General features: G+C 40.8%; 14 protein-coding genes. 8 read left to right on the top strand and 6 right to left on the bottom strand.

Annotation, left to right across the window (positions count from 1 at the left end; all coding sequences use genetic code 11):
* Positions 1 to 11: 11 nt before the first annotated feature.
* The 5 genes from FMM05_RS12840 to FMM05_RS12820 form a co-directional block, all read right to left on the bottom strand.
* The gene (locus FMM05_RS12840) at positions 12 to 1,424 is read right to left on the bottom strand and encodes a peptidylprolyl isomerase (RefSeq protein ID WP_143373798.1); all 1,413 of its coding nucleotides are present in this window, start codon (positions 1,422 to 1,424) and stop codon (positions 12 to 14) included.
* Positions 1,408 to 2,262, bottom strand: coding sequence for a hypothetical protein (locus FMM05_RS12835; protein WP_143373797.1), 855 nt, complete (start codon positions 2,260 to 2,262; stop codon positions 1,408 to 1,410). The genes FMM05_RS12840 and FMM05_RS12835 overlap by 17 nt, the downstream gene beginning before the upstream one ends.
* Positions 2,262 to 4,250, bottom strand: a complete 1,989-nt coding sequence (locus tag FMM05_RS12830) for a peptidylprolyl isomerase (protein ID WP_143373796.1) — start codon at positions 4,248 to 4,250, stop codon at positions 2,262 to 2,264. Before FMM05_RS12830 ends, FMM05_RS12835 begins: the two co-directional genes overlap by 1 nt.
* 201 nt (positions 4,251 to 4,451) lie before the next feature.
* Entirely contained in the window at positions 4,452 to 6,338 is a 1,887-nt protein-coding gene (locus FMM05_RS12825) for an OmpA family protein (RefSeq protein WP_143373795.1), read from the bottom strand.
* 11 nt (positions 6,339 to 6,349) lie between these two features.
* Positions 6,350 to 7,282, bottom strand: a complete 933-nt coding sequence (locus FMM05_RS12820; RefSeq protein ID WP_143373794.1) for a PorP/SprF family type IX secretion system membrane protein — start codon at positions 7,280 to 7,282, stop codon at positions 6,350 to 6,352.
* 347 nt (positions 7,283 to 7,629) lie between these two features.
* Between FMM05_RS12820 and FMM05_RS12815 the strand changes: the two genes are divergently transcribed.
* The 4 genes from FMM05_RS12815 to FMM05_RS12800 all read left to right on the top strand — a co-directional run bounded on the left by FMM05_RS12815 (position 7,630) and on the right by FMM05_RS12800 (position 11,617).
* A complete protein-coding gene (locus FMM05_RS12815; RefSeq protein WP_143373793.1) occupies positions 7,630 to 9,219 on the top strand; it encodes a peptide chain release factor 3 in 1,590 nt (529 codons plus the stop codon).
* 200 nt (positions 9,220 to 9,419) lie between these two features.
* A complete protein-coding gene (locus FMM05_RS12810; protein ID WP_143373792.1) occupies positions 9,420 to 10,256 on the top strand; it encodes a sensor histidine kinase in 837 nt (278 codons plus the stop codon).
* Positions 10,249 to 10,914 carry a DNA-binding response regulator gene (locus FMM05_RS12805; RefSeq protein WP_143373791.1) on the top strand — a complete coding sequence of 222 codons (666 nt, stop codon included), beginning with the start codon at positions 10,249 to 10,251 and terminating at the stop codon, positions 10,912 to 10,914. Before FMM05_RS12810 ends, FMM05_RS12805 begins: the two co-directional genes overlap by 8 nt.
* A gap of 229 nt (positions 10,915 to 11,143) precedes the next feature.
* Positions 11,144 to 11,617 carry a hypothetical protein gene (locus FMM05_RS12800; RefSeq protein WP_143373790.1) on the top strand — a complete coding sequence of 158 codons (474 nt, stop codon included), beginning with the start codon at positions 11,144 to 11,146 and terminating at the stop codon, positions 11,615 to 11,617.
* A gap of 121 nt (positions 11,618 to 11,738) precedes the next feature.
* On the opposite strand, the gene FMM05_RS12795 is transcribed toward FMM05_RS12800, so the two are convergent.
* Positions 11,739 to 13,133, bottom strand: coding sequence for an alpha-amylase family glycosyl hydrolase (locus FMM05_RS12795; RefSeq protein ID WP_143373789.1), 1,395 nt, complete (start codon positions 13,131 to 13,133; stop codon positions 11,739 to 11,741).
* A 167-nt stretch (positions 13,134 to 13,300) separates the two neighbouring features.
* On the opposite strand from FMM05_RS12795, the gene FMM05_RS12790 reads away from it, so the two are divergent.
* From FMM05_RS12790 to FMM05_RS12775, 4 genes are all read left to right on the top strand, one after another.
* Positions 13,301 to 15,787, top strand: a complete 2,487-nt coding sequence (locus FMM05_RS12790) for a DUF2339 domain-containing protein (protein WP_143373788.1) — start codon at positions 13,301 to 13,303, stop codon at positions 15,785 to 15,787.
* Positions 15,777 to 17,009 carry a discoidin domain-containing protein gene (locus FMM05_RS12785; RefSeq protein WP_143373787.1) on the top strand — a complete coding sequence of 411 codons (1,233 nt, stop codon included), beginning with the start codon at positions 15,777 to 15,779 and terminating at the stop codon, positions 17,007 to 17,009. Before FMM05_RS12790 ends, FMM05_RS12785 begins: the two co-directional genes overlap by 11 nt.
* 22 nt (positions 17,010 to 17,031) lie before the next feature.
* A complete protein-coding gene (udk, locus tag FMM05_RS12780; RefSeq protein ID WP_143373786.1) occupies positions 17,032 to 17,640 on the top strand; it encodes a uridine kinase in 609 nt (202 codons plus the stop codon).
* 124 nt (positions 17,641 to 17,764) lie between these two features.
* Positions 17,765 to 18,109: an FtsB family cell division protein gene (locus FMM05_RS12775; RefSeq protein WP_143373785.1), complete on the top strand. Its 345-nt coding sequence runs from the start codon at positions 17,765 to 17,767 to the stop codon at positions 18,107 to 18,109.
* The last annotated feature ends 10 nt before the right edge of the window (positions 18,110 to 18,119 follow it).

The raw sequence follows: 18,119 nt of genomic DNA, 5'->3' as shown, positions 1-18,119 counted from the left end.
TACAAACGCTTTTATTTTTTTAGCCAGTTATTGGCAAATTTGCAGTCGCGGTACTCGCCGTTTACTTTAACGTAGGTTTCTTTAATTTTAGCCGCGCTCCACTTTGCAATGGTTTTAAGCTGCTTTTCTTTTAATGCCAACTCCTTAATTTTTGTGTAGTCTTTAGCATAATCAGCAGGGTGCTCATCATAACGATTGGTTACCGTTAGTATTTTCCAGCTTGGCGTACCAAGGCGATCCTGATCCATAATAGGCTCAGATATGGTTTTATCCTTAAGATCGGCTACCTGGTTGTAAATTGTAGGATCCATTTTAGTAAGCTCAAAACGCGTCTCAAGCGTGCGTGGGTTCATTAACAACCCACCGCTGTTACGAGTATCTTTTTCATCAGACTCCGACCTTGCCGCATCGGCAAACGAAATTTCGCCGTTTACTATCTTAGCCCTTATCTTCTCAATTTTTTCTTTGGCTTTAGCCAATGATTCCGGTGTAACTTTAGGTGTCATAAGTATGTGCCTAACATCAAGCTCCTGACCGCGTATTTTCTCTACAAACACGATATGGAAACCATACTCTGTTTCAAATGGTTCTGATATCTGCCCTTCATCCGTACTAAAGGCAGCATCTTTAAATTCTTTTACCAGCTGCGATTTCCTGTTTACAGGTATGTATCCACCGCTTGACGCTGATGCTTTATCCTCGGTATACAATACTGCCTTACTATAAAAGCTGGCACCATCCTGTACTTCTTTCTTTATTTCTTTAAGACGGTCGATAACTTTTTGCTTTTCTGCCTGCGATATTTCCGGCTTTACCACAATTTGTGCTACTTCCATCTCTGCACCAAAGGTTGGCAGGTCTTCTTTAGTGAACTTGGCGTAAAACTGCCTTACCTCTTCAGGAGTTATCTCAACCTCATCTATGATCTTTTTTTGCATCTGCTCCGTAAGCTTTTGGTTTTTGATCATATCAAAAAGTTCTGCCTTAAACGTTTCAAGGTTTTTCTTTTTAAAGTACGCCACCATTTTATCAGGAGAACCTAAATTCTCAACAAAATAATCTATCTGGCGGTTCATGGTTTCATTAACCTCAGCATCCGATACTACAATACTATCCTGAATGGCCTGGTGGGCATACAGCTTATCTTCCATAAGTTTACCTAAAAGTTCGCATCGGGTAACATCTGAAATAGGCATATTGCTCGCCTGAAGCTCTTTATAGGTAAGGTCGATATCAGAATCAAGTACTACAAAATCGCCCACAACAGCAACCACACCATCAACTTTTAGCTTAGCACCGGGCGTTAGTTTCGGCTTAACCGAATCTTTTACCTTTTCCGGAATTATTTCCTGTGCGGCAGCAAAGTTTAAACCCAAAAAGGCAAAAGCTAAAAACAGGACAACCCTGTTATTTATAAATCTCATATTTGTTATTTTTAATCGCGTCATCCGTAATTTCTTTTTGGAATTTCTTTATTAACTCCAGTTTCCTGTTATTTATTATTAGCTGCTGCAAGGTAGGCTTTATATATTCGTAAGGCGCCACCTGGTTCCTGTCTATTACCTTGCTTACCTTTACCATGTATACATCGGTACTATCGGGGTACTGGTATGATGTGCCGCTGCTTATGTATTTTTCCCTGTTTACTGGTGTTATAAAAGGCAGCTTTTGGTATACCTCATTCATATCCGTCCAGATACTATCGTTAAAGGCATAGCTTTTAAACTGAAGCGCCATATCATTAAGCGCCTTTATATCTTTTTTATTTCCGCTTAAAAACTTTTGGCGTGCCAGGGCAAACTTAGGGTGGTCTTTAGCCATTTTAATATACTTTAGGCGCACCAGCATAGCCGTAGCCCTAAAGTTTTGTTTGTTAGCATTGTAATATTTTACAAGCTCTTCCTGCGGTACGGCAGTATCAGTACTTTGCTTAACCACTTCCTCTAAATAAGCCTTGGTATACAGGTCGGCTGTGTACTGCTTAATCAGGCTTTCAATCTCTTTTTGCTTGTCGTCGCCTACGTTAACTACCGCGGCATCATACAAAAGCTTTTGCGAAGCCCAGCGGTCTATATAGCTTTTAATAATTGCAATACTGTCCTGTTTAGAGGTACCGGCAGGCACTATGCCTTTAAGCTCTTCCCTGTCAAGGTAGGCATTGTTAACCCTTGCCACCGCAGCATCGGGGCCGCCGGTTTCTTCCTTGCTTCCGCACGAAAAAACCGCAAAGGCAAACAACAACAGCAGTGCGTTTTTAACCATTACTTTTTAAGCTCTGTTTTAACTTTTGCAAAAGTATCCTGGTTAACCTTAACCGTAAACTCTTTCTTAAGCTCGTCTACCCATGTGCTCTCAAGGTATTGTTGGTAATCGTTAACTACACGGCCTTTAGCTTCATCCAGCGTTTTAGGACCCGCAGGCAATACTTTGTTGGTTTTTACCACATAGTAGTAATTGCCTTCTTTAATAATATCGCTAACGCCTGTTTTCCAAACGGCTTGTTTAGGCAGGGCATCGCTATCCTGATCGTAAACGCCGGTTTTTTCCATAACGTTTACTTTATCTTTTGTATTAAGCGCCGTTTTTATAGCAGCAGCATCTTTACCTTTAAGCAATTGCTCACGTGCTGTTTTAATATCTTTTTCGTTAGTAGACGAATACACCTCGGCATCTACCCTGTTTTTCCACTGGTAGTTAGCCTTGTTCGCTTCATAAAACTTCTGAAGGCCTATGGTATCGTTCTTGGCTTTTTCCCAAATTTCTTTCTCCATCAGGTCAAACAGCAATAAACCATCCCGGTATTCTTCCATTACCATAGAGAATTCAGGGAATTCTTTTTCAAGGTTATCATTGTAATAAACATTAAGCTGCTCATCTACAAAACGGTCGTAAAAAACATCGGCCGCTTTAGCCACCGGCTTGGCGGTAACGCCTGTTCTTTGCTGGGCATCTACGTAGTTAAGATAATCCTGTGCGGTAAGTTTTTTGTCTTTATTAATAGTAAGCAGGGTCTTGGTATAATTGCCTTTTTTAGGCGCTTTCCAGCCCTGAGCATAAATACTGTCGTTTATGGCAAGTACTGCTTCCTGGTATACTTTTTTATCTTTTTCTACGCTATATTTCTTTTTAAGTGTGCTTGTAAGCGATTGCTCAATTAACCTTGAGCGCTCATCCCTTTTAACCCTGTTCTCAAAATCAGGCTTAACATCAGCATACGGTTTTAAAGGCTCTTTAGATACAAGCCTTACAATATGCCAGCCAAACTGCGTTTCGAACGGCATTGATATATCACCCGCTTTTTGAAGCCCGAAAGCCTGGTCTTCAAATTCAACAGAAGTTAACTCCCCTGAACTGAATTTAGCAAGCTGCCCACCATTGCCGGAACTTGATTTATCTTCAGAGAATTGTTTTGCCAGTGCAGCAAAATCTTCGCCCTGTTTTAATTTTTTATAGATGTCTTCTATCTTGGTTTTTGCTTTGGCAGATGCTGCTGCATCCGGCTGTTGCGGCTTCATGATCATGATGTGTGCCACAGTAACATCGCCACGGTTATCCCTAACATCAGTCACTTTTATAACGTGGTAGCCAAAACGGGTCCTTACCGGTTTAGATACCTGGCCTTTTGGGGTATTGTAAGCAGCAGTTTCAAACGGGTAAACCATCCTGAAAACGGTAAAATAACCCAGGTCACCCTGATTTTCTTTAGCCGAAGGGTCTTCACTGTATTGTTGTGCAAGCTTGCCAAAATCTTCTCCGGCAGCGGCTTTTTTAACAACATCCGCCGCTTTGTTGTAAGCTTTAAGGGTATCTGCCGGCGATGCGTTTTCATCTGCCATAAACAGTATGTGCGATGCCTTAACTTCTTTAAGGGAACGGTTGTAGGCCTCTTCTATAAGCTCTGCCGTTACTTTACTGTCTGTAAGGTAATTTTTAGAAAGCTGTGTGCGGTAGCTTTTAAGCTCGCCCTGGTATTTTTTATTGTTTTGAAGCCCAAGCTTGTTGGCCTTGTTTACTTTTAGTTTGTAACCAATAAAAAGGTTAAGGTAATTATCCAGGTCTTTTTGAGAATCGTCTTTTACAAGATCGAGGTTTTTCTTGTAAACCCTCTTAAACTCATCGGTATAATAAGGTTTGTCATTAACTGTAAATAAAACTTCTTTTTGCGGGGCGGCTGCCTCTTTAGATGTTTTGCAGCCCGAAATTAGTAAAGCCGTTAATAGTAGGCCTGATAGAACCTGATTTAGTTTCATTATAAAATTAATTTATACGCTTTAGTACGGTTAGTTAACGCAGCATAAGGCAAAAAATTATACCCTTGCTTTTTAGCAACTCACAAAAGTAAACAATCATACATATTATGCAAGGATATATTTGCAAAAAGCCTGTAAATGTAAAAAGGCATCCTTTAATAAGATGCCTTTTTACTGTCTGTATAGATTTATGCCCGTGTTTTATTTTTTTACGATGATAAAATCTGAGCGGCGGTTAAGCTGGTGCTCCTCATCGGTACACGGCACATCATTACTGCATTTGTTGCGCAGCTGTGTTTCGCCATAGCCTTTTACGCTCTCAATTCGCTTAGGATCTATGCCCTTGCTTACAATATAGCTGTACGTTGATTTCGCCCTGTCATCCGAAAGGCGCAGGTTATAATCGTCTTTACCACGGCTATCGGTATGCGATTCTATCTTTATTACCACATCAGGAAAATGCTGCATTACAAAAACCACTTTATCCAGTTCTGTTGCTGCCTGCGGTGTAATGTAGTATTGGTCAAAATCAAAATAAATGGGGTTTATATCTACCTTCTCTACATTATCTTCAAGCTTAACCAGGTCTTTATAGGCCTGTAGTTCTACATTACCGTTAGCATCGGGCTTATTAGTAGTATAACCCTCTAAAGCAGCCGTAACATCAGGTTTTGCATCACACGGAATGGTTATGCTGTATACACCTTCTTTATCAGATGCGGTGCTAACAGCACTTCCTGCAACATTAGCCTTTATCTGAACACCCTGTATAGGCTCGCCGCTTTTTTTATTGGTTACTTTCCCTGTTATTACCTGCTCGCAGGTAACATCTTTAGGTGTAAAATAGTAAATATCATCATCGCCCCTGCCCCCTTCACGATTAGACGAAACATAACCCCAGCCCTCATTATTGATGATGTAAGCAAAATCATCGCGGTTGCTGTTTACAGGTTTCCCAAGGTTTTGCGGCAGCGTATAGCTATCGTCGGCTAAGGTGCTTTTAAAAACATCCAGCCCACCCATACCGTAATGCCCGTCTGACGAAAAGTACAAGGTACCGCCATCGTAGTACGGAAACATCTCCCTGCCCTGTGTGTTAATTTGCGGACCGGCATTTTTAGGTGTGCCAAGAGCACCATCAGGGTAAAGCTTGCAATAATAAATGTCGGTAGCACCATAGCCTCCCGGCATATCACTCACAAAATAAAGCCATTTGCCATCGCTGCTTACTGCGGGCTGCCCCACCGAATAATCGGCACTGTTAAAGGGTGCAGTTTGCTTTTTAGTGAGCCTGTCGCCCTGTATCTCGCCGTAAACTAACTGAATGTTGTTAGTACCTTTTTTACTGTTTTGAAGTTTGTCCTGCTTATCTACATTATTTACGCTTACATATACCGTTTTAAGATTGGGAGAAAAGCCCACTGCGGCGTTATGGTAACCGGTTTGTGCATTGTTTAAAAACTTTTTCTCGTTGCTAAAAGTTCCATCGGCATTGCGGTCGGCAATAAAGATGGATAAGTACGGCTGCCCGTTCCAGTCGTACACCTTAGCACCATTGCGCACAGAATCTTTAGCCGATGTAAACACTACCTGCTTATTATAAAACACGGTGCCAAAATCGGCCATAGCGGTATTAGAGGCAAGATTTTTCAGTTCAAATTTTTCAGGTTTTCCGTTGATGCTGTCTAAATACGTTTTTTGTTTTGTTAGCTCCTGCACCCTGTTCTCATCATGTTTATACATTGAGAACAGCACAAGATCGGCCTGGTCGTATTTTTTTTCCATTCGTAGCGCCTGCGAGTAATGCAAGTCGATGTTCGCGCCTTCTACAATAACACCACTCTCAATATATTTCTCGTAATACATCACAGCTTTACCGGTATTACCTGTATAATAATTAGATTCGGCGGCGTTTATAAGCGACTGTGGTTTTGGGTTATCTACCGTTGTAAAATAATCCTCGTAGGCTTTGGCAGCATCAATGTAGGCAAGGTTAGCAAACAGGTTGTCGGCTTTCTTCAGTTTTGATTGAGCAAAAGTTACTGTTGCACATAACACTAAACCCCATAAAAATAATCTTTTTGTCATAGCGGTATAGTTTAAAAGAACCTTGGCGATTTAATACGTGTTGATTTAGGCACTAACTGGAACTTCAGCACAAACTCATGTGAGCCATCGTTATATTTATTGAGATCGGTAGTAGAATAGTCATAAGAATAACCCACGAATATGCCGCGTGTTATCTGGAAGCCTGCCAACGCACTAACCGAGTCGTCATACCTGTAGGATGCCCCAAGCGTTAGCTTTTCATACAGTAAAAAGTTAGCCGAAACATCTACAGTTATAGGTGCCCCACTTACTATTTTACCCAATACCGCCGGTTTAAATTTTAAATTATTGGATAAATTAAAAACATAGCCTCCCATTACATAATAATGCAATCGGTCTGACACTGTCGACTCCTGTATATCATCATAATAATCGGCCCTTAAAAAATTAGGCACCGATACCCCTGCATAATACGTATCGGTATAGTAATATATACCTGCACCAATTGCTGGGTTTATTTTGTTGTTAATGTTGGTATTTAGCAACGGGTCGCCTTCCTGGTAATAGCGCCCTTTAGACCAGTCGATATCCAGCACCCTTGCCCCGGCTTTAAGCCCAAATGCTATTTTAGACTCTAACCCCACATTAATGCTATACGAAAAATTAGCATCTACATATACCTCATTAGCAGGGCCTATTTTATCGTTTACCGCACTAAGCCCAAGCCCTATTTTTTCGTTAAACACAGGCGCATGAATACTAAAAGCCTGTGTTTGCGGCGCACCATCTATACCCACCCATTGGGTGCGGTGCAGCAAATTTGCCTCGAGGTTACCGGTAGAGCCTGTATAACCGGGGTTTACTACCAGCGTATTATACATATACTGGGTGTACTGCGGGTCCTGCTGCGCATAGGCTCCGCACCCAAGCACTAACAGCCAAAACAGAAGATAATAATGTAAAACCGGGTATTTTTTTTTCATACGTAACATTGTTTATAGGCAGTACAGGGCTTTACGCTTTATTAAATTCGATCATCATTACAAAGGCACCTTTAATATAAGCACTTATAACCGCTGCCCTAACCTTGTGCATTTGTAATAGTGATTGTAAAAATAGCATTTTTAGCCATATTCATTGTATTATTATTAACAGTTTTCATAATTGTTGTGCGGGTTTATTGCATTATGCCCTGTGTTGCCACCATTGCTGCTTGGCAATTGATGCAGTCCGGGTAACGTTATAACGAAATATTATACTAAGGTTAATTTAAATAGCTTAGAAAAATCTATTTTTGCACTCAATACGCTAAACAACAGTTACGGACACAATGAGTTTCAAAGAAGAGATAGAAAGAAGACGCACCTTTGGTATAATTTCGCACCCCGATGCCGGTAAAACAACACTAACAGAAAAGCTACTGCTTTTTGGTGGTGCCATACAGGAGGCGGGTGCCGTTAAGAGCAACAAGATTAAAAAAGGCGCCACGAGCGACTTTATGGAAATTGAGCGCCAAAGGGGTATATCGGTAGCAACATCGGTACTGGCGTTTAATTATAAAGACAAAAAAATAAACATATTAGATACTCCCGGCCACAAAGATTTTGCCGAAGATACTTTTAGGACCCTTACCGCTGTAGACAGCGTTATTGTGGTTATAGACGTTGCAAAAGGGGTTGAGGAACAAACCGAAAAACTGGTAGAGGTATGCCGTATGCGCAGTATCCCTATGCTGGTTTTTATTAATAAATTAGACCGTGAGGGTAAAGATGCTTTTGACCTGATGGACGAGGTTGAGCAAAAGCTTGGCCTTACCGTTACCCCGCTGAGTTTCCCTATTGGTATGGGTTACGATTTTCAGGGTATATACAACATCTGGGAAAAGAACATCAACCTGTTTAGCGGCGATAGCCGTAAGGATATAGAAGAAACCATTGCTTTTAACGATATTACCAGCCCCGACCTTGAGGGAATCATCGGCGCAAAGCCGGCAGAAAAACTTAGGGAAGAGCTGGAACTTATAGATGAAGTATACCCTAAATTTGACCGCCAGCAATACCTTGATGGTAAACTGCAACCGGTATTTTTTGGTTCAGCCTTAAATAACTTTGGGGTGCGCGAGTTGCTGGATTGCTTTATAGAGATCGCTCCTTCGCCAAGGCCTAAGGATAGCGATACCCGTAATGTAAAGCCCGATGAAAATAAATTTTCCGGCTTTGTATTTAAAATACACGCCAACATGGACCCTAAGCACCGTGACCGCCTGGCGTTTATTAAAGTAGTATCGGGCACGTTTGAGCGTAATAAGCCCTACCTGCACGTTCGCCACAATAAAAACCTTAAATTCAGCAGCCCCAACGCATTCTTTGCCGAAAGGAAAGAAATTGTAGATATTTCTTATCCCGGTGATATTGTTGGCCTGCACGATACGGGTAACTTTAAAATTGGCGATACACTTACCGAGGGTGAGCAAATGAGCTTTAAGGGTATACCGAGCTTTTCGCCGGAACACTTTAGGTACATTAATAACGCCGACCCAATGAAGGCCAAGCAGCTTGAAAAAGGTGTAGACCAGCTGATGGATGAGGGTGTGGCGCAGCTATTTACCCTGGAGATGAACAACCGTAAGGTTATTGGTACCGTGGGCGCCTTACAGTATGAGGTTATACAGTACAGGCTGGAGCATGAGTATGGAGCTAAATGTTCTTACGAATTATTTCCTGCCTACAAAGCATGTTGGGTTAAACCCGATGACCCAAAAAATGAAGAGTTTGCCGAGTTTAAAAGGATAAAGCAAAAATTTATGGCAAGAGATAAGTTTGGGCAGCTTGTATTTTTGGCCGATAGCGAATTCTCTATACAAATGACGCAGTCTAAATACCCAAGTGTAAAATTATTCTTCACATCAGAGTTTGATTAAGAAATTTACACTAACTTATACACTGTTTTCGTTTATTATATATACCCTTGCTTACCTGCACAATTACAGGCAGAAAAATAGCCCTATTGGGCAGGTAAGCAAAAAACATATTGTACCATAAGTAGCAAAAACACCATGTATATAATCTTTGCAGGTTTGTATACAGGTAAACGTTAATGCATTTTTTTTACCAGTTTATTATGATAAGAAAAACATATATACTTGCTGCTGTTACACTACTATTTATTAGCACGGTCTACAGCCAGGCTTCAAATAGTCCGCAAACACCGTCTACCCAAACCCGGCAGCGCCATGAAGTACTGCTGGAAATGAGCAAGGACTATAATAAGATATTATTATTTGGCCTGGTAGCAAGCATATCGGCATCTTTTGTACTTTTTTATAAGCTGAGCCAAAAGCATAACAAAGAAAAGATTTTGGAGGCCTATACCGCCGAAACACGCATATCGCGCAAAGTACACGACGAAATTGCTAACGAAATTTACAGCACCATACTGTTTGTGGCAAGCGAAGAGGTTGTTTCGGGTACAAAAAAAGACAAACTTATCTCGCAGTTAGATGATATTTACCTTCGTACACGCAACATTTCGCGCGAAAACCATGATATCGATACGGGCTTCAGGTTTCCTATACAACTCAAACTCATGCTGGGCTGCTATGCCAGCGATGGTGTAAATGTTTTAATAAAAGGCCTCGAAAAAGTTGAGTGGGATAACATTATTGCTTCTAAAAAAATAGCTACCTACCGTGTTTTACAAGAACTTATGGTAAACATGGCAAAACACAGCCATGCAACGGTAGTGCTTGTAGATTTTAAGGAGGAAAAGAAAAAGATAAACATTACCTATTCGGATAACGGTATAGGAGCCGGTGGCGAAAAAATAATTTTTAAAAATGGACTGCAAAATGTAGAAAACCGTATGGTTTCTATCGGTGGCAGTATTATTTTTGACTTTAGCGCCGGGCGTGGGTTTCACCTTACATTAATTTATCCGGCAAACACGATATATGTTTAAGAAAATATTAATTGTAGAAGATATAGACAGTATCAGCCTTGGCGTAACCACGCTGTTGCATGCTAATTTTGATGCTGATGTACGCAGTACCAAATACTGTGATGAAGCCCTTTTAAAATTAAAAAAAGCTTATAATGAAAATGTTCCTTTTGATTTGGTAATTACCGACCTGTCTTTTCAGGATTCGCAGCGCGAAACTAAAATTTCAACCGGAGAAGACCTTATTCACCAAATAAAAAAAGAGCAGCCTTTTATACGTATCATAGCCTATTCTATAGATGATAAGCCCTTTAGGATAAAATCGCTTTTTGATACCTACAGGATCGATGGTTTTGTAGCAAAAGGACGCGAAAGTGTTACCGAACTAATTGATGCTGTTACCCTTATATACAACACCGGCGAAAAATACATTTCTCCGCAGCTTGCCTACATTTTAAAAGATTTTTCGCACCACATAGATGAAGATGATGTAGAATTGCTTATTTGCCTTAGTAACGGGATGACCCAGGCCGAAATTAGCGATACCTTTAGAAATCAGCTAAAAAAAACATCCAGTACGAGCAGTATTGAAAAAAGATTAAATAGGCTTAAATTAAATTTTAAGGCAAATAATACTATTCATCTTATATCTATTGCAAAAGATATGGGTTTAATATAACCTATGTTAGCTTTTGTTATATTTATCGATAAAATTTACCTTTTTAAGTTTTTTTTAACTTGCATTTACGGAAAACCGTAAGGAATATCATTAAACATTTTATAAATTTGATATCTTTATTTAATTAATTATTTAAAATTTTATTGGAATATGTAACATATTTATATTTATTACGCTACTACACAATTTAAGAGGAATACCATTTTTTTGTAATAACTCACTATATGCTATGAAATATATAATTGTAAAAGGAGCACGAAGTTCCGGCAAGGCCGAGACGATCCACGAAGTTTGCAGAAGGTTAAAGCCTGAAGTTATACGTAAGGTATATTTTTCAGAATCCGGTAAGGTATCATTAGAGCAGGTAGCCAACATCACTGATTCTAACGACGGTACACTTGTAATTACGGTACGCCAAAAAAATGTATTAATTGTATCGGGCGCGCCAACACAGCAGCGCAAAAGTATTACCAATATTATTGAATCTGTAGAAAAATTAGACCTAAAGCCTGATTTTGCTATTGTTGCTATGCGGGGCCTCGAAAAATTAAAGGACTTTGCCACATCTAAAGAATTAGAGAAATTTGGCAAATGTATTTACGAGACCAAAATTTGGCGCATACCCTCTAACAAATACAACCTTACAGAGGAATGGAACAAACGAGTCTCTTACCTCACGGCGATTACCCTCCACAACATTTAAGTTAGCTTATGGCATAGAAATACACTACTATTATTACCTACTACTCATCCTACTACATCCCATTAAAAAACCTGCACTATTTTAATAAGTACAGGTTCGTTATATATAGTTACTATCTTATTTAATGCAATACCCTCCACACCTGAACGGTATACGGCGGCAGGTTTAATGTCCTACCTCCACGCGGAAACACCACCTTAGGGTCGCCCATAAGCAGTTTTAGTTTATCTACCTTAACCTCGCCGGTATTTTCCAGCATGGCAACCTGCGGCTTGTCAGACAGGTTTACCACCACAAGCACTTCTCCCACTTTAGCCGATCGTGTAAATGAAATTACATCATCGTTATCGTTCGGCTGGTCTTTGTACACCCCTTTATCTTTAAGGGCCAGCTCTAAAGCATTGAGCCTGTATAGCGATATGTAAAACTTAAACAGGGAGTTAGCATCGGCCTGTTCTTCTTCTAAAGAAATACCATCGGCTGGCTTTGCGGCACGGCTGCTCCAAAGCGGCGCAATATCCTTATACCAGTAGGCCATACCTGTACCGTTATCATCCTTGTACCATTCAAAAGCTTCAGGAAAGGGCTGCACGGTATCATCTTTAGCCTTTATAAGTCCGCCTTTCATCCCTATTTCCTGCCCGTAATGTATAGATGGTGTTCCTACTCCCATAAGCAAAGTAAGAGCGGTAGCTGCCTGTAACTTTTTAGTATTGGTAAGTTTATCTGCAATACGCCCGGTATTATTGTCTTCAATATAAAGTATAGATCGCTTACCTTCAGGGAGTTTTACAAAGGCACTATCGGCAGCAGTAATTATTGCCTGCTTATTAAAAGTAGTTATAGCATGCTGTAATTTAGATGAATACACTACATCTACCCCAGCCTTTTCAAAATACTCATAACCCGATGAATTTTTATCTGCCGGATAGGTAACAATCTGTAACTTAGGGTTTATCTTTTTAAGGCTGGCTATCAGGGGCAACCATAACTCTTTAAACAGGCTTACTTTATCAGTCGGGTTTAATTTATCGGCCATGCCGGTAAACACAAAACCATCGGGCGCATCATAAAAGTTTTTGTCCTTGTTTGGGTCGGCCCAATAGGTAAGCCCTTTTACAGCGTTATTTTTCACTTTTGGATCTTCACTGTTGGCAATTGCAGCCTGTAGATAGTCCATCTCAAATTCAAAATAAATTTTCATGCCACGGTGGTGCACCTCGTTAACCAAACCAATGTACTCTTTAAAGATACCGTACTGAGGTACGAATTTTTCAAAAGCGGTAGTAGCATCAGATTTTTTATCTTCCAGTTGGTACACCGGCGAAAGTTGAATGGTTGTTACCCCAAACGACTGCAGGTAATCCAGCTTTTGCTTAATGCCGGTAAAATCGCCGTTGCCATCGGCATTACTGTCAAAAAAACTGCGTTGGTGTATGGTATAGATAACTTCGCTTTGTGCCAACAGGCTTGTAAAAGACAGCAGGCAAACTAAATAGGCAAATGGTTTAAACATAGCAGGTAGTTTTAAAGGCACTATTAAGGATGCCTCATTACATTTTTTTTCAAATATAGTTTTTTACTAAATATATGTGTTGCTTTTTATAACGCTAATTGTGCAAAGTAGGTATGCAGTACATTTTATAAATTATAGTACATTTACAGGAACAAGCCAAACCACCAATGGAAATAGTATTACTTATTGCCCTTATAATAATAGTCATAGCTTCCATTAACTCGCTGTCGCGGAAGATAGACAAGCTGCACGAGAGCCTGTTTGAAATGAATCGCAGGATCGATGCCTTAAAACGCCGTACTGAGCAGGATGCACCTGTAACTCCTACTGCAACTTCTGCTCCATCCGCTGCTACCCCATGGCCTAAAGACCCCACCCCGGCACAGCCAATTGCACCACCACCTACTATTGCCGAAAGACCTGTTGTACCTGTACCTCAACCCGTTGCTCCAACACCTCCTAAACCTGTAGAACCTTTAGAGCGCGTAGCGGCTATACAGGCACCGCCTGTTGCGCCAAAACCGCAGCCTAAAGTTGCATTGCCTCCACAAAAATCGTGGTGGGAAAACTTTAAGGAGCAAAACCCCGACCTCGAGAAATTTATTGGGGAGAACCTCATTAACAAGATCGGGATTCTTATACTGGTACTGGGCATAAGCTACTTTGTGAAATTTGCTATAGATAAAGACTGGATTAACGAGCCTGCGCGTGTGGGCATAGGCATACTGGCCGGTGGTATTGTAATGCTTGTGGCACATAAGCTCAGGATCAATTACAAAGCATTCAGCTCAGTGCTTGTTGCCGGGGCTATTTCTATATTTTACTTTACCATAACAGTTGCTTTTCATGATTACCAGTTGTTTAGCCAAACTGTTGCTTTTATAATCATGGTTGCCATTACTGCGTTTAGTGCGTTTATATCGGTAAATTACGACCGTAAGGAATTGGCTGCCTTATCACTAATTGGTGGCTTTGCAGCGCCTTTTATGGTAAGCACCGGCAGCGGCAATTATATTGTGCTGTTTACCTACATTGCCATTTTAAATATCGGGATACTATCTATAGCGTATTACAAAAAATGGAGCCTCATTAACGCTATGGCTTACGTGTTTACCATAATTTTATATTGGGCATGGCTGTTAGATGTAGATGGCAAGGATGCGCCTTATGATGGCGCACTTATATTCGGGCTGGTATTTTACCTGATATTTATTGTAATGAACATTGTTAACAACATCAGGAACAAATCGGCCTTTACCAATATGGAACTCGCCATACTGGTAAGCAATACCTTTTTGTTTTATGCAGCCGGTATGTATGCGCTTGATAGCTTTATGCCGCAGTACAAAGGCTTGTTTACACTACTGCTTGGGTTCTTTAATTTTTGCTTTGCATGGCTGCTGTTTAAAAAACTGGCCATGGACCAAAAGATCATTTACGTACTTATAGGGCTTACCTTAACCTTTGTTACACTTACCATACCTATTCAGTTTGAAGGCAATTACATAACGCTGTTTTGGGCTGCCGAAGCCGTGCTGCTTATGTGGCTGGCACAAAAATCGGGTATACAAACGTTCCGGTTTGGGTCGGGTATCGTGCACTCGCTTATGCTTATAAGCCTGATGATCGACTGGACCAATTTATACTACGGTAACAATTTGCTTACGGCACTACTTAACCCCGCCTTTTTAACAGGGCTGTTTGCAATAGCATCGTGCATTGGTGTATTGCTACTGCTAAAAAAAGACAGCGGTGTATATGCGGTTTACGGTATTCCGTTCAACGTAAAGAACTACAGCAGTGTGGCTAAAATAATCACGATACTGCTGGTGTATATTGTTGGCTCTATAGAGCTTAATTATCAAACCACCAATTATTTAGAAAGCAGTTATGCCGTTTTTAGCTTTGCGGTTTTATACCACTTGGTATTTACCATTATCTTTATAAAAGTGTACTGTAAAGGTAAAGAGCCTAAAGCAGAGCAATTTGGCAGCGTACTCGGCATTATAAATGTAGTGACCTTTATTTTATTTTTCTCGAGACTGGCCTATTATGAGGTACAGTATTATTTGTTATCGCAAACGGCAACCATGCTGGCCTACTGGCTGCATTTTGCTCTGCTTGCCGCGGTGGCATATACGGTAGTTTTAATATATCAGTTAAATCGTGATAAGGCACCTGCACTATTCAGAAACAAAGGTATACTACCTTGGATAGCTGTATTTTTGTTGGTGTATTTTGCAAGTTCAGAATTGGTGCTGCACTGGCTGGTTATAAGCTTAAACCCTGTACCTAATGACGATGTGTTGACCATTGCCGAATGGGAGCCTATCTACACCATGTGCAACCAGGCAATTAAAACCGGCTTTCCGGTATTGTGGGGTGTTATTGCCTGCGGGTTGCTGCTCATTGGCATTAAAAAACAAATAAAAAACATCCGTATTACAGCACTGGTATTGCTTGGGCTTACCATCCTTAAATTATTTGTATATGATATAAGGAACGTATCCGAAACCGGTAAAATTATAGCCTTTATATTGCTTGGTGTGCTTATACTGGTAATATCGTTTGTGTACCAAAAACTAAAATTGCTGGTTATAGAAGGGAAACCGGCAGATACTAACGACGAAAACAGCCTTAAAAATGAAAATTAAAACACTCTTATTCCTGCTTTTAAGTGCAAGCGCCTTTGCACAGCAGTTTACGGTGTCATCTAAAATAACCGGGGTAACTACATCCGGGCTGCACGCCGTGCCGCTAACACCAGAGTTTAGGTGCCATGCCGATGTTAACCTGAGCGGCATCCGTATATGGGATAGTAAGAAAAAAGAAGTGCCCTATTTGCTGGAAGAAGCTAATGAGGGCATCTCTAAATACAACTTTAAAGAATATACCATACTTTCTAAAAGCGTTGTGGCCGATACTACATCTCAGGTGGTTATTCAAAATACAGGTGCTATAAAGTGGGATGCCATTACCCTGGCTATTGCCAATACCGATGCTACCAAAACCTACAGCATTAGCGGCAGCCACGATAATAAAGAATGGTTTGGCCTTGTAAACAACCAGATGATCAGCGGCCTGTACAACAATACCGATACCCAGGTGTACAAAACCCTGCCCATGCCGGTAAACGCCTACCGCTACCTTAAAATTAGCTTTAACGACAAAAAAACGCTTCCGCTTAATATACTTGCAGCGGGCAGTGTTAAGGGTACACGTACAGCCCCTGTACTATTAGAGGCTGCTAACAGCCACGTAAAAATAATGCAGCTGGCGCTGGAAAAGAAAACCCGCGTTACCATAAGCTTTAACAACCCGGTTACCATTAACCGCATTGCTTTTGATATTAAGTCGCCATCGCTATACAAACGCAACGCCCGCTTGTTTGTACAGCGCGTTAAAAGGCGTAAAAAGAAAACCGTACCCTATATGGAGGAGTTTTATGCGTTTGATATAAGCTCTTCATCTAAAAATGTGGTTGACGGCTTAAATTTAAACGAGAACACGGTTGTTATAGAGATTGATAATAAGGATAACGAACCGCTGGAAATAGCATCGGTAAAAGTATTTCAAAACCCTGTGAAGCTCATTGCCGACCTTAAAGCCGGTGAGCAGTATATCGTTATGGCAGGCAATAAAGAACTGGTTGCGCCTGACTATGATTTGGAGAATTTCCGTGACCAAATATCCGACAGCATCCCAAAAGCTGTTTTAGCTAAGCCTGTTGTTTTATCGGCTAAGCCAAAAGGCATAAACGGTGGCAAAAGCCCTTGGATCATGTGGGTATGCATTGCTATAGGAGCCCTTATTTTATCATACTTTTGTTATAGCCTTGTGCAGGACCTTAAAAAGAAAGAAAACCCCGCGCCATAATTGCGCAACAAAACAAACACAAATGCTGATTATAGGAATTGCCGGGGGTACCGGTAGCGGTAAAACAACTGTGGTACAACAAATAATAAACGAATTTCCGCAAACGGAAGTCGGTGTTATATCGCAGGACCATTATTACCGCGACACCACACACCTTAGCTACGATGAACGCGCACTTATAAACTTCGACCATCCCCGCGCCATTGATTTTGAGCTTTTAGTAGCCCAGCTTAAAGACCTTAAAGAAGGTAAGGCCATTCCGCAGCCGGTTTACTCGTTTGTAACCCACAACCGCACGGCCGATACCATCCTTACACACCCCTGCAAGGTTATTATCGTAGAGGGGATATTGATACTATCAGACCCGCAGCTCCGGGAATTGTTTGATATTAAGATCTTTGTACATGCCGATTCAGACGAGCGGCTTATCCGCCGCCTGAAACGCGACATTGCCGAGCGGGGCCGCGACATGAACGAAGTGCTTAACCGCTACCAAACCACCCTTAAACCCATGCACGAGCAGTTTATTGAACCTACTAAAGCCTTTGCCGATATTATTATCCCTAACGACAGGTACAATACCGTAGCTATAGATGTGGTAAAGGCAGTGATTAATCAAAGGATACTTTAGTTTACAGTCGCAGTCGCAGCAGGCAGTTACTGCTGTTTAAAACTTTGTGCTGTTTGTAGTTTAAACACTGCTTTATAATTTAAAAAATCCATTACTTTGCAGCTGGAATACACAATCTAAAAAAATGAAATTACGCAAAATAATGTCGCGCTACCCAGTTCTTAATTTTTTAAGCAACCGCTACGTGCTTGTTATTATTTTTGTAATTGTATGGATGACGTTTCTTGATAATTATTCGTATTTTGAACACCAAGTGCTTAATAATGAAATTCAGGAGCTGGAGGACAATAAGCAGTATTATATTCAGGAAATTAAGAAGGACAGCACCAGCATTAAGCAGCTAAAAAACACCGACCAGACCGAGAAATACGCCCGCGAAAAATATTACATGAAGCGCGAGAACGAAGATATTTATATTATTGAATTTGAAGAAGATGCCCCTGCCGACGAGGACTCAACATCTCTATAAAAATATACCG

The sequence above is a fragment of the Flavobacterium zepuense genome (genome assembly GCF_007097145.1).
GTDB classification, from domain to species: domain Bacteria; phylum Bacteroidota; class Bacteroidia; order Flavobacteriales; family Flavobacteriaceae; genus Flavobacterium; species Flavobacterium zepuense.
This window is presented reverse-complemented; position numbering and strand designations above follow the sequence as displayed.

What these genes read in the sequence shown, in the direction of transcription:
- FMM05_RS12840 (WP_143373798.1), bottom strand. Translation starts at nt 1,424, where the DNA reads ATGAGATTTATAAATAACAGGGTTGTCCTGTTTTTAGCTTTTGCCTTT.
- FMM05_RS12835 (WP_143373797.1), bottom strand. Translation starts at nt 2,262, where the DNA reads ATGGTTAAAAACGCACTGCTGTTGTTGTTTGCCTTTGCGGTTTTTTCG.
- FMM05_RS12830 (WP_143373796.1), bottom strand. Translation starts at nt 4,250, where the DNA reads ATGAAACTAAATCAGGTTCTATCAGGCCTACTATTAACGGCTTTACTA.
- FMM05_RS12825 (WP_143373795.1), bottom strand. Translation starts at nt 6,338, where the DNA reads ATGACAAAAAGATTATTTTTATGGGGTTTAGTGTTATGTGCAACAGTA.
- FMM05_RS12820 (WP_143373794.1), bottom strand. Translation starts at nt 7,282, where the DNA reads ATGAAAAAAAAATACCCGGTTTTACATTATTATCTTCTGTTTTGGCTG.
- FMM05_RS12815 (WP_143373793.1), top strand. Translation starts at nt 7,630, where the DNA reads ATGAGTTTCAAAGAAGAGATAGAAAGAAGACGCACCTTTGGTATAATT.
- FMM05_RS12810 (WP_143373792.1), top strand. Translation starts at nt 9,420, where the DNA reads ATGATAAGAAAAACATATATACTTGCTGCTGTTACACTACTATTTATT.
- FMM05_RS12805 (WP_143373791.1), top strand. Translation starts at nt 10,249, where the DNA reads ATGTTTAAGAAAATATTAATTGTAGAAGATATAGACAGTATCAGCCTT.
- FMM05_RS12800 (WP_143373790.1), top strand. Translation starts at nt 11,144, where the DNA reads ATGAAATATATAATTGTAAAAGGAGCACGAAGTTCCGGCAAGGCCGAG.
- FMM05_RS12795 (WP_143373789.1), bottom strand. Translation starts at nt 13,133, where the DNA reads ATGTTTAAACCATTTGCCTATTTAGTTTGCCTGCTGTCTTTTACAAGC.
- FMM05_RS12790 (WP_143373788.1), top strand. Translation starts at nt 13,301, where the DNA reads ATGGAAATAGTATTACTTATTGCCCTTATAATAATAGTCATAGCTTCC.
- FMM05_RS12785 (WP_143373787.1), top strand. Translation starts at nt 15,777, where the DNA reads ATGAAAATTAAAACACTCTTATTCCTGCTTTTAAGTGCAAGCGCCTTT.
- udk (WP_143373786.1), top strand. Translation starts at nt 17,032, where the DNA reads ATGCTGATTATAGGAATTGCCGGGGGTACCGGTAGCGGTAAAACAACT.
- FMM05_RS12775 (WP_143373785.1), top strand. Translation starts at nt 17,765, where the DNA reads ATGAAATTACGCAAAATAATGTCGCGCTACCCAGTTCTTAATTTTTTA.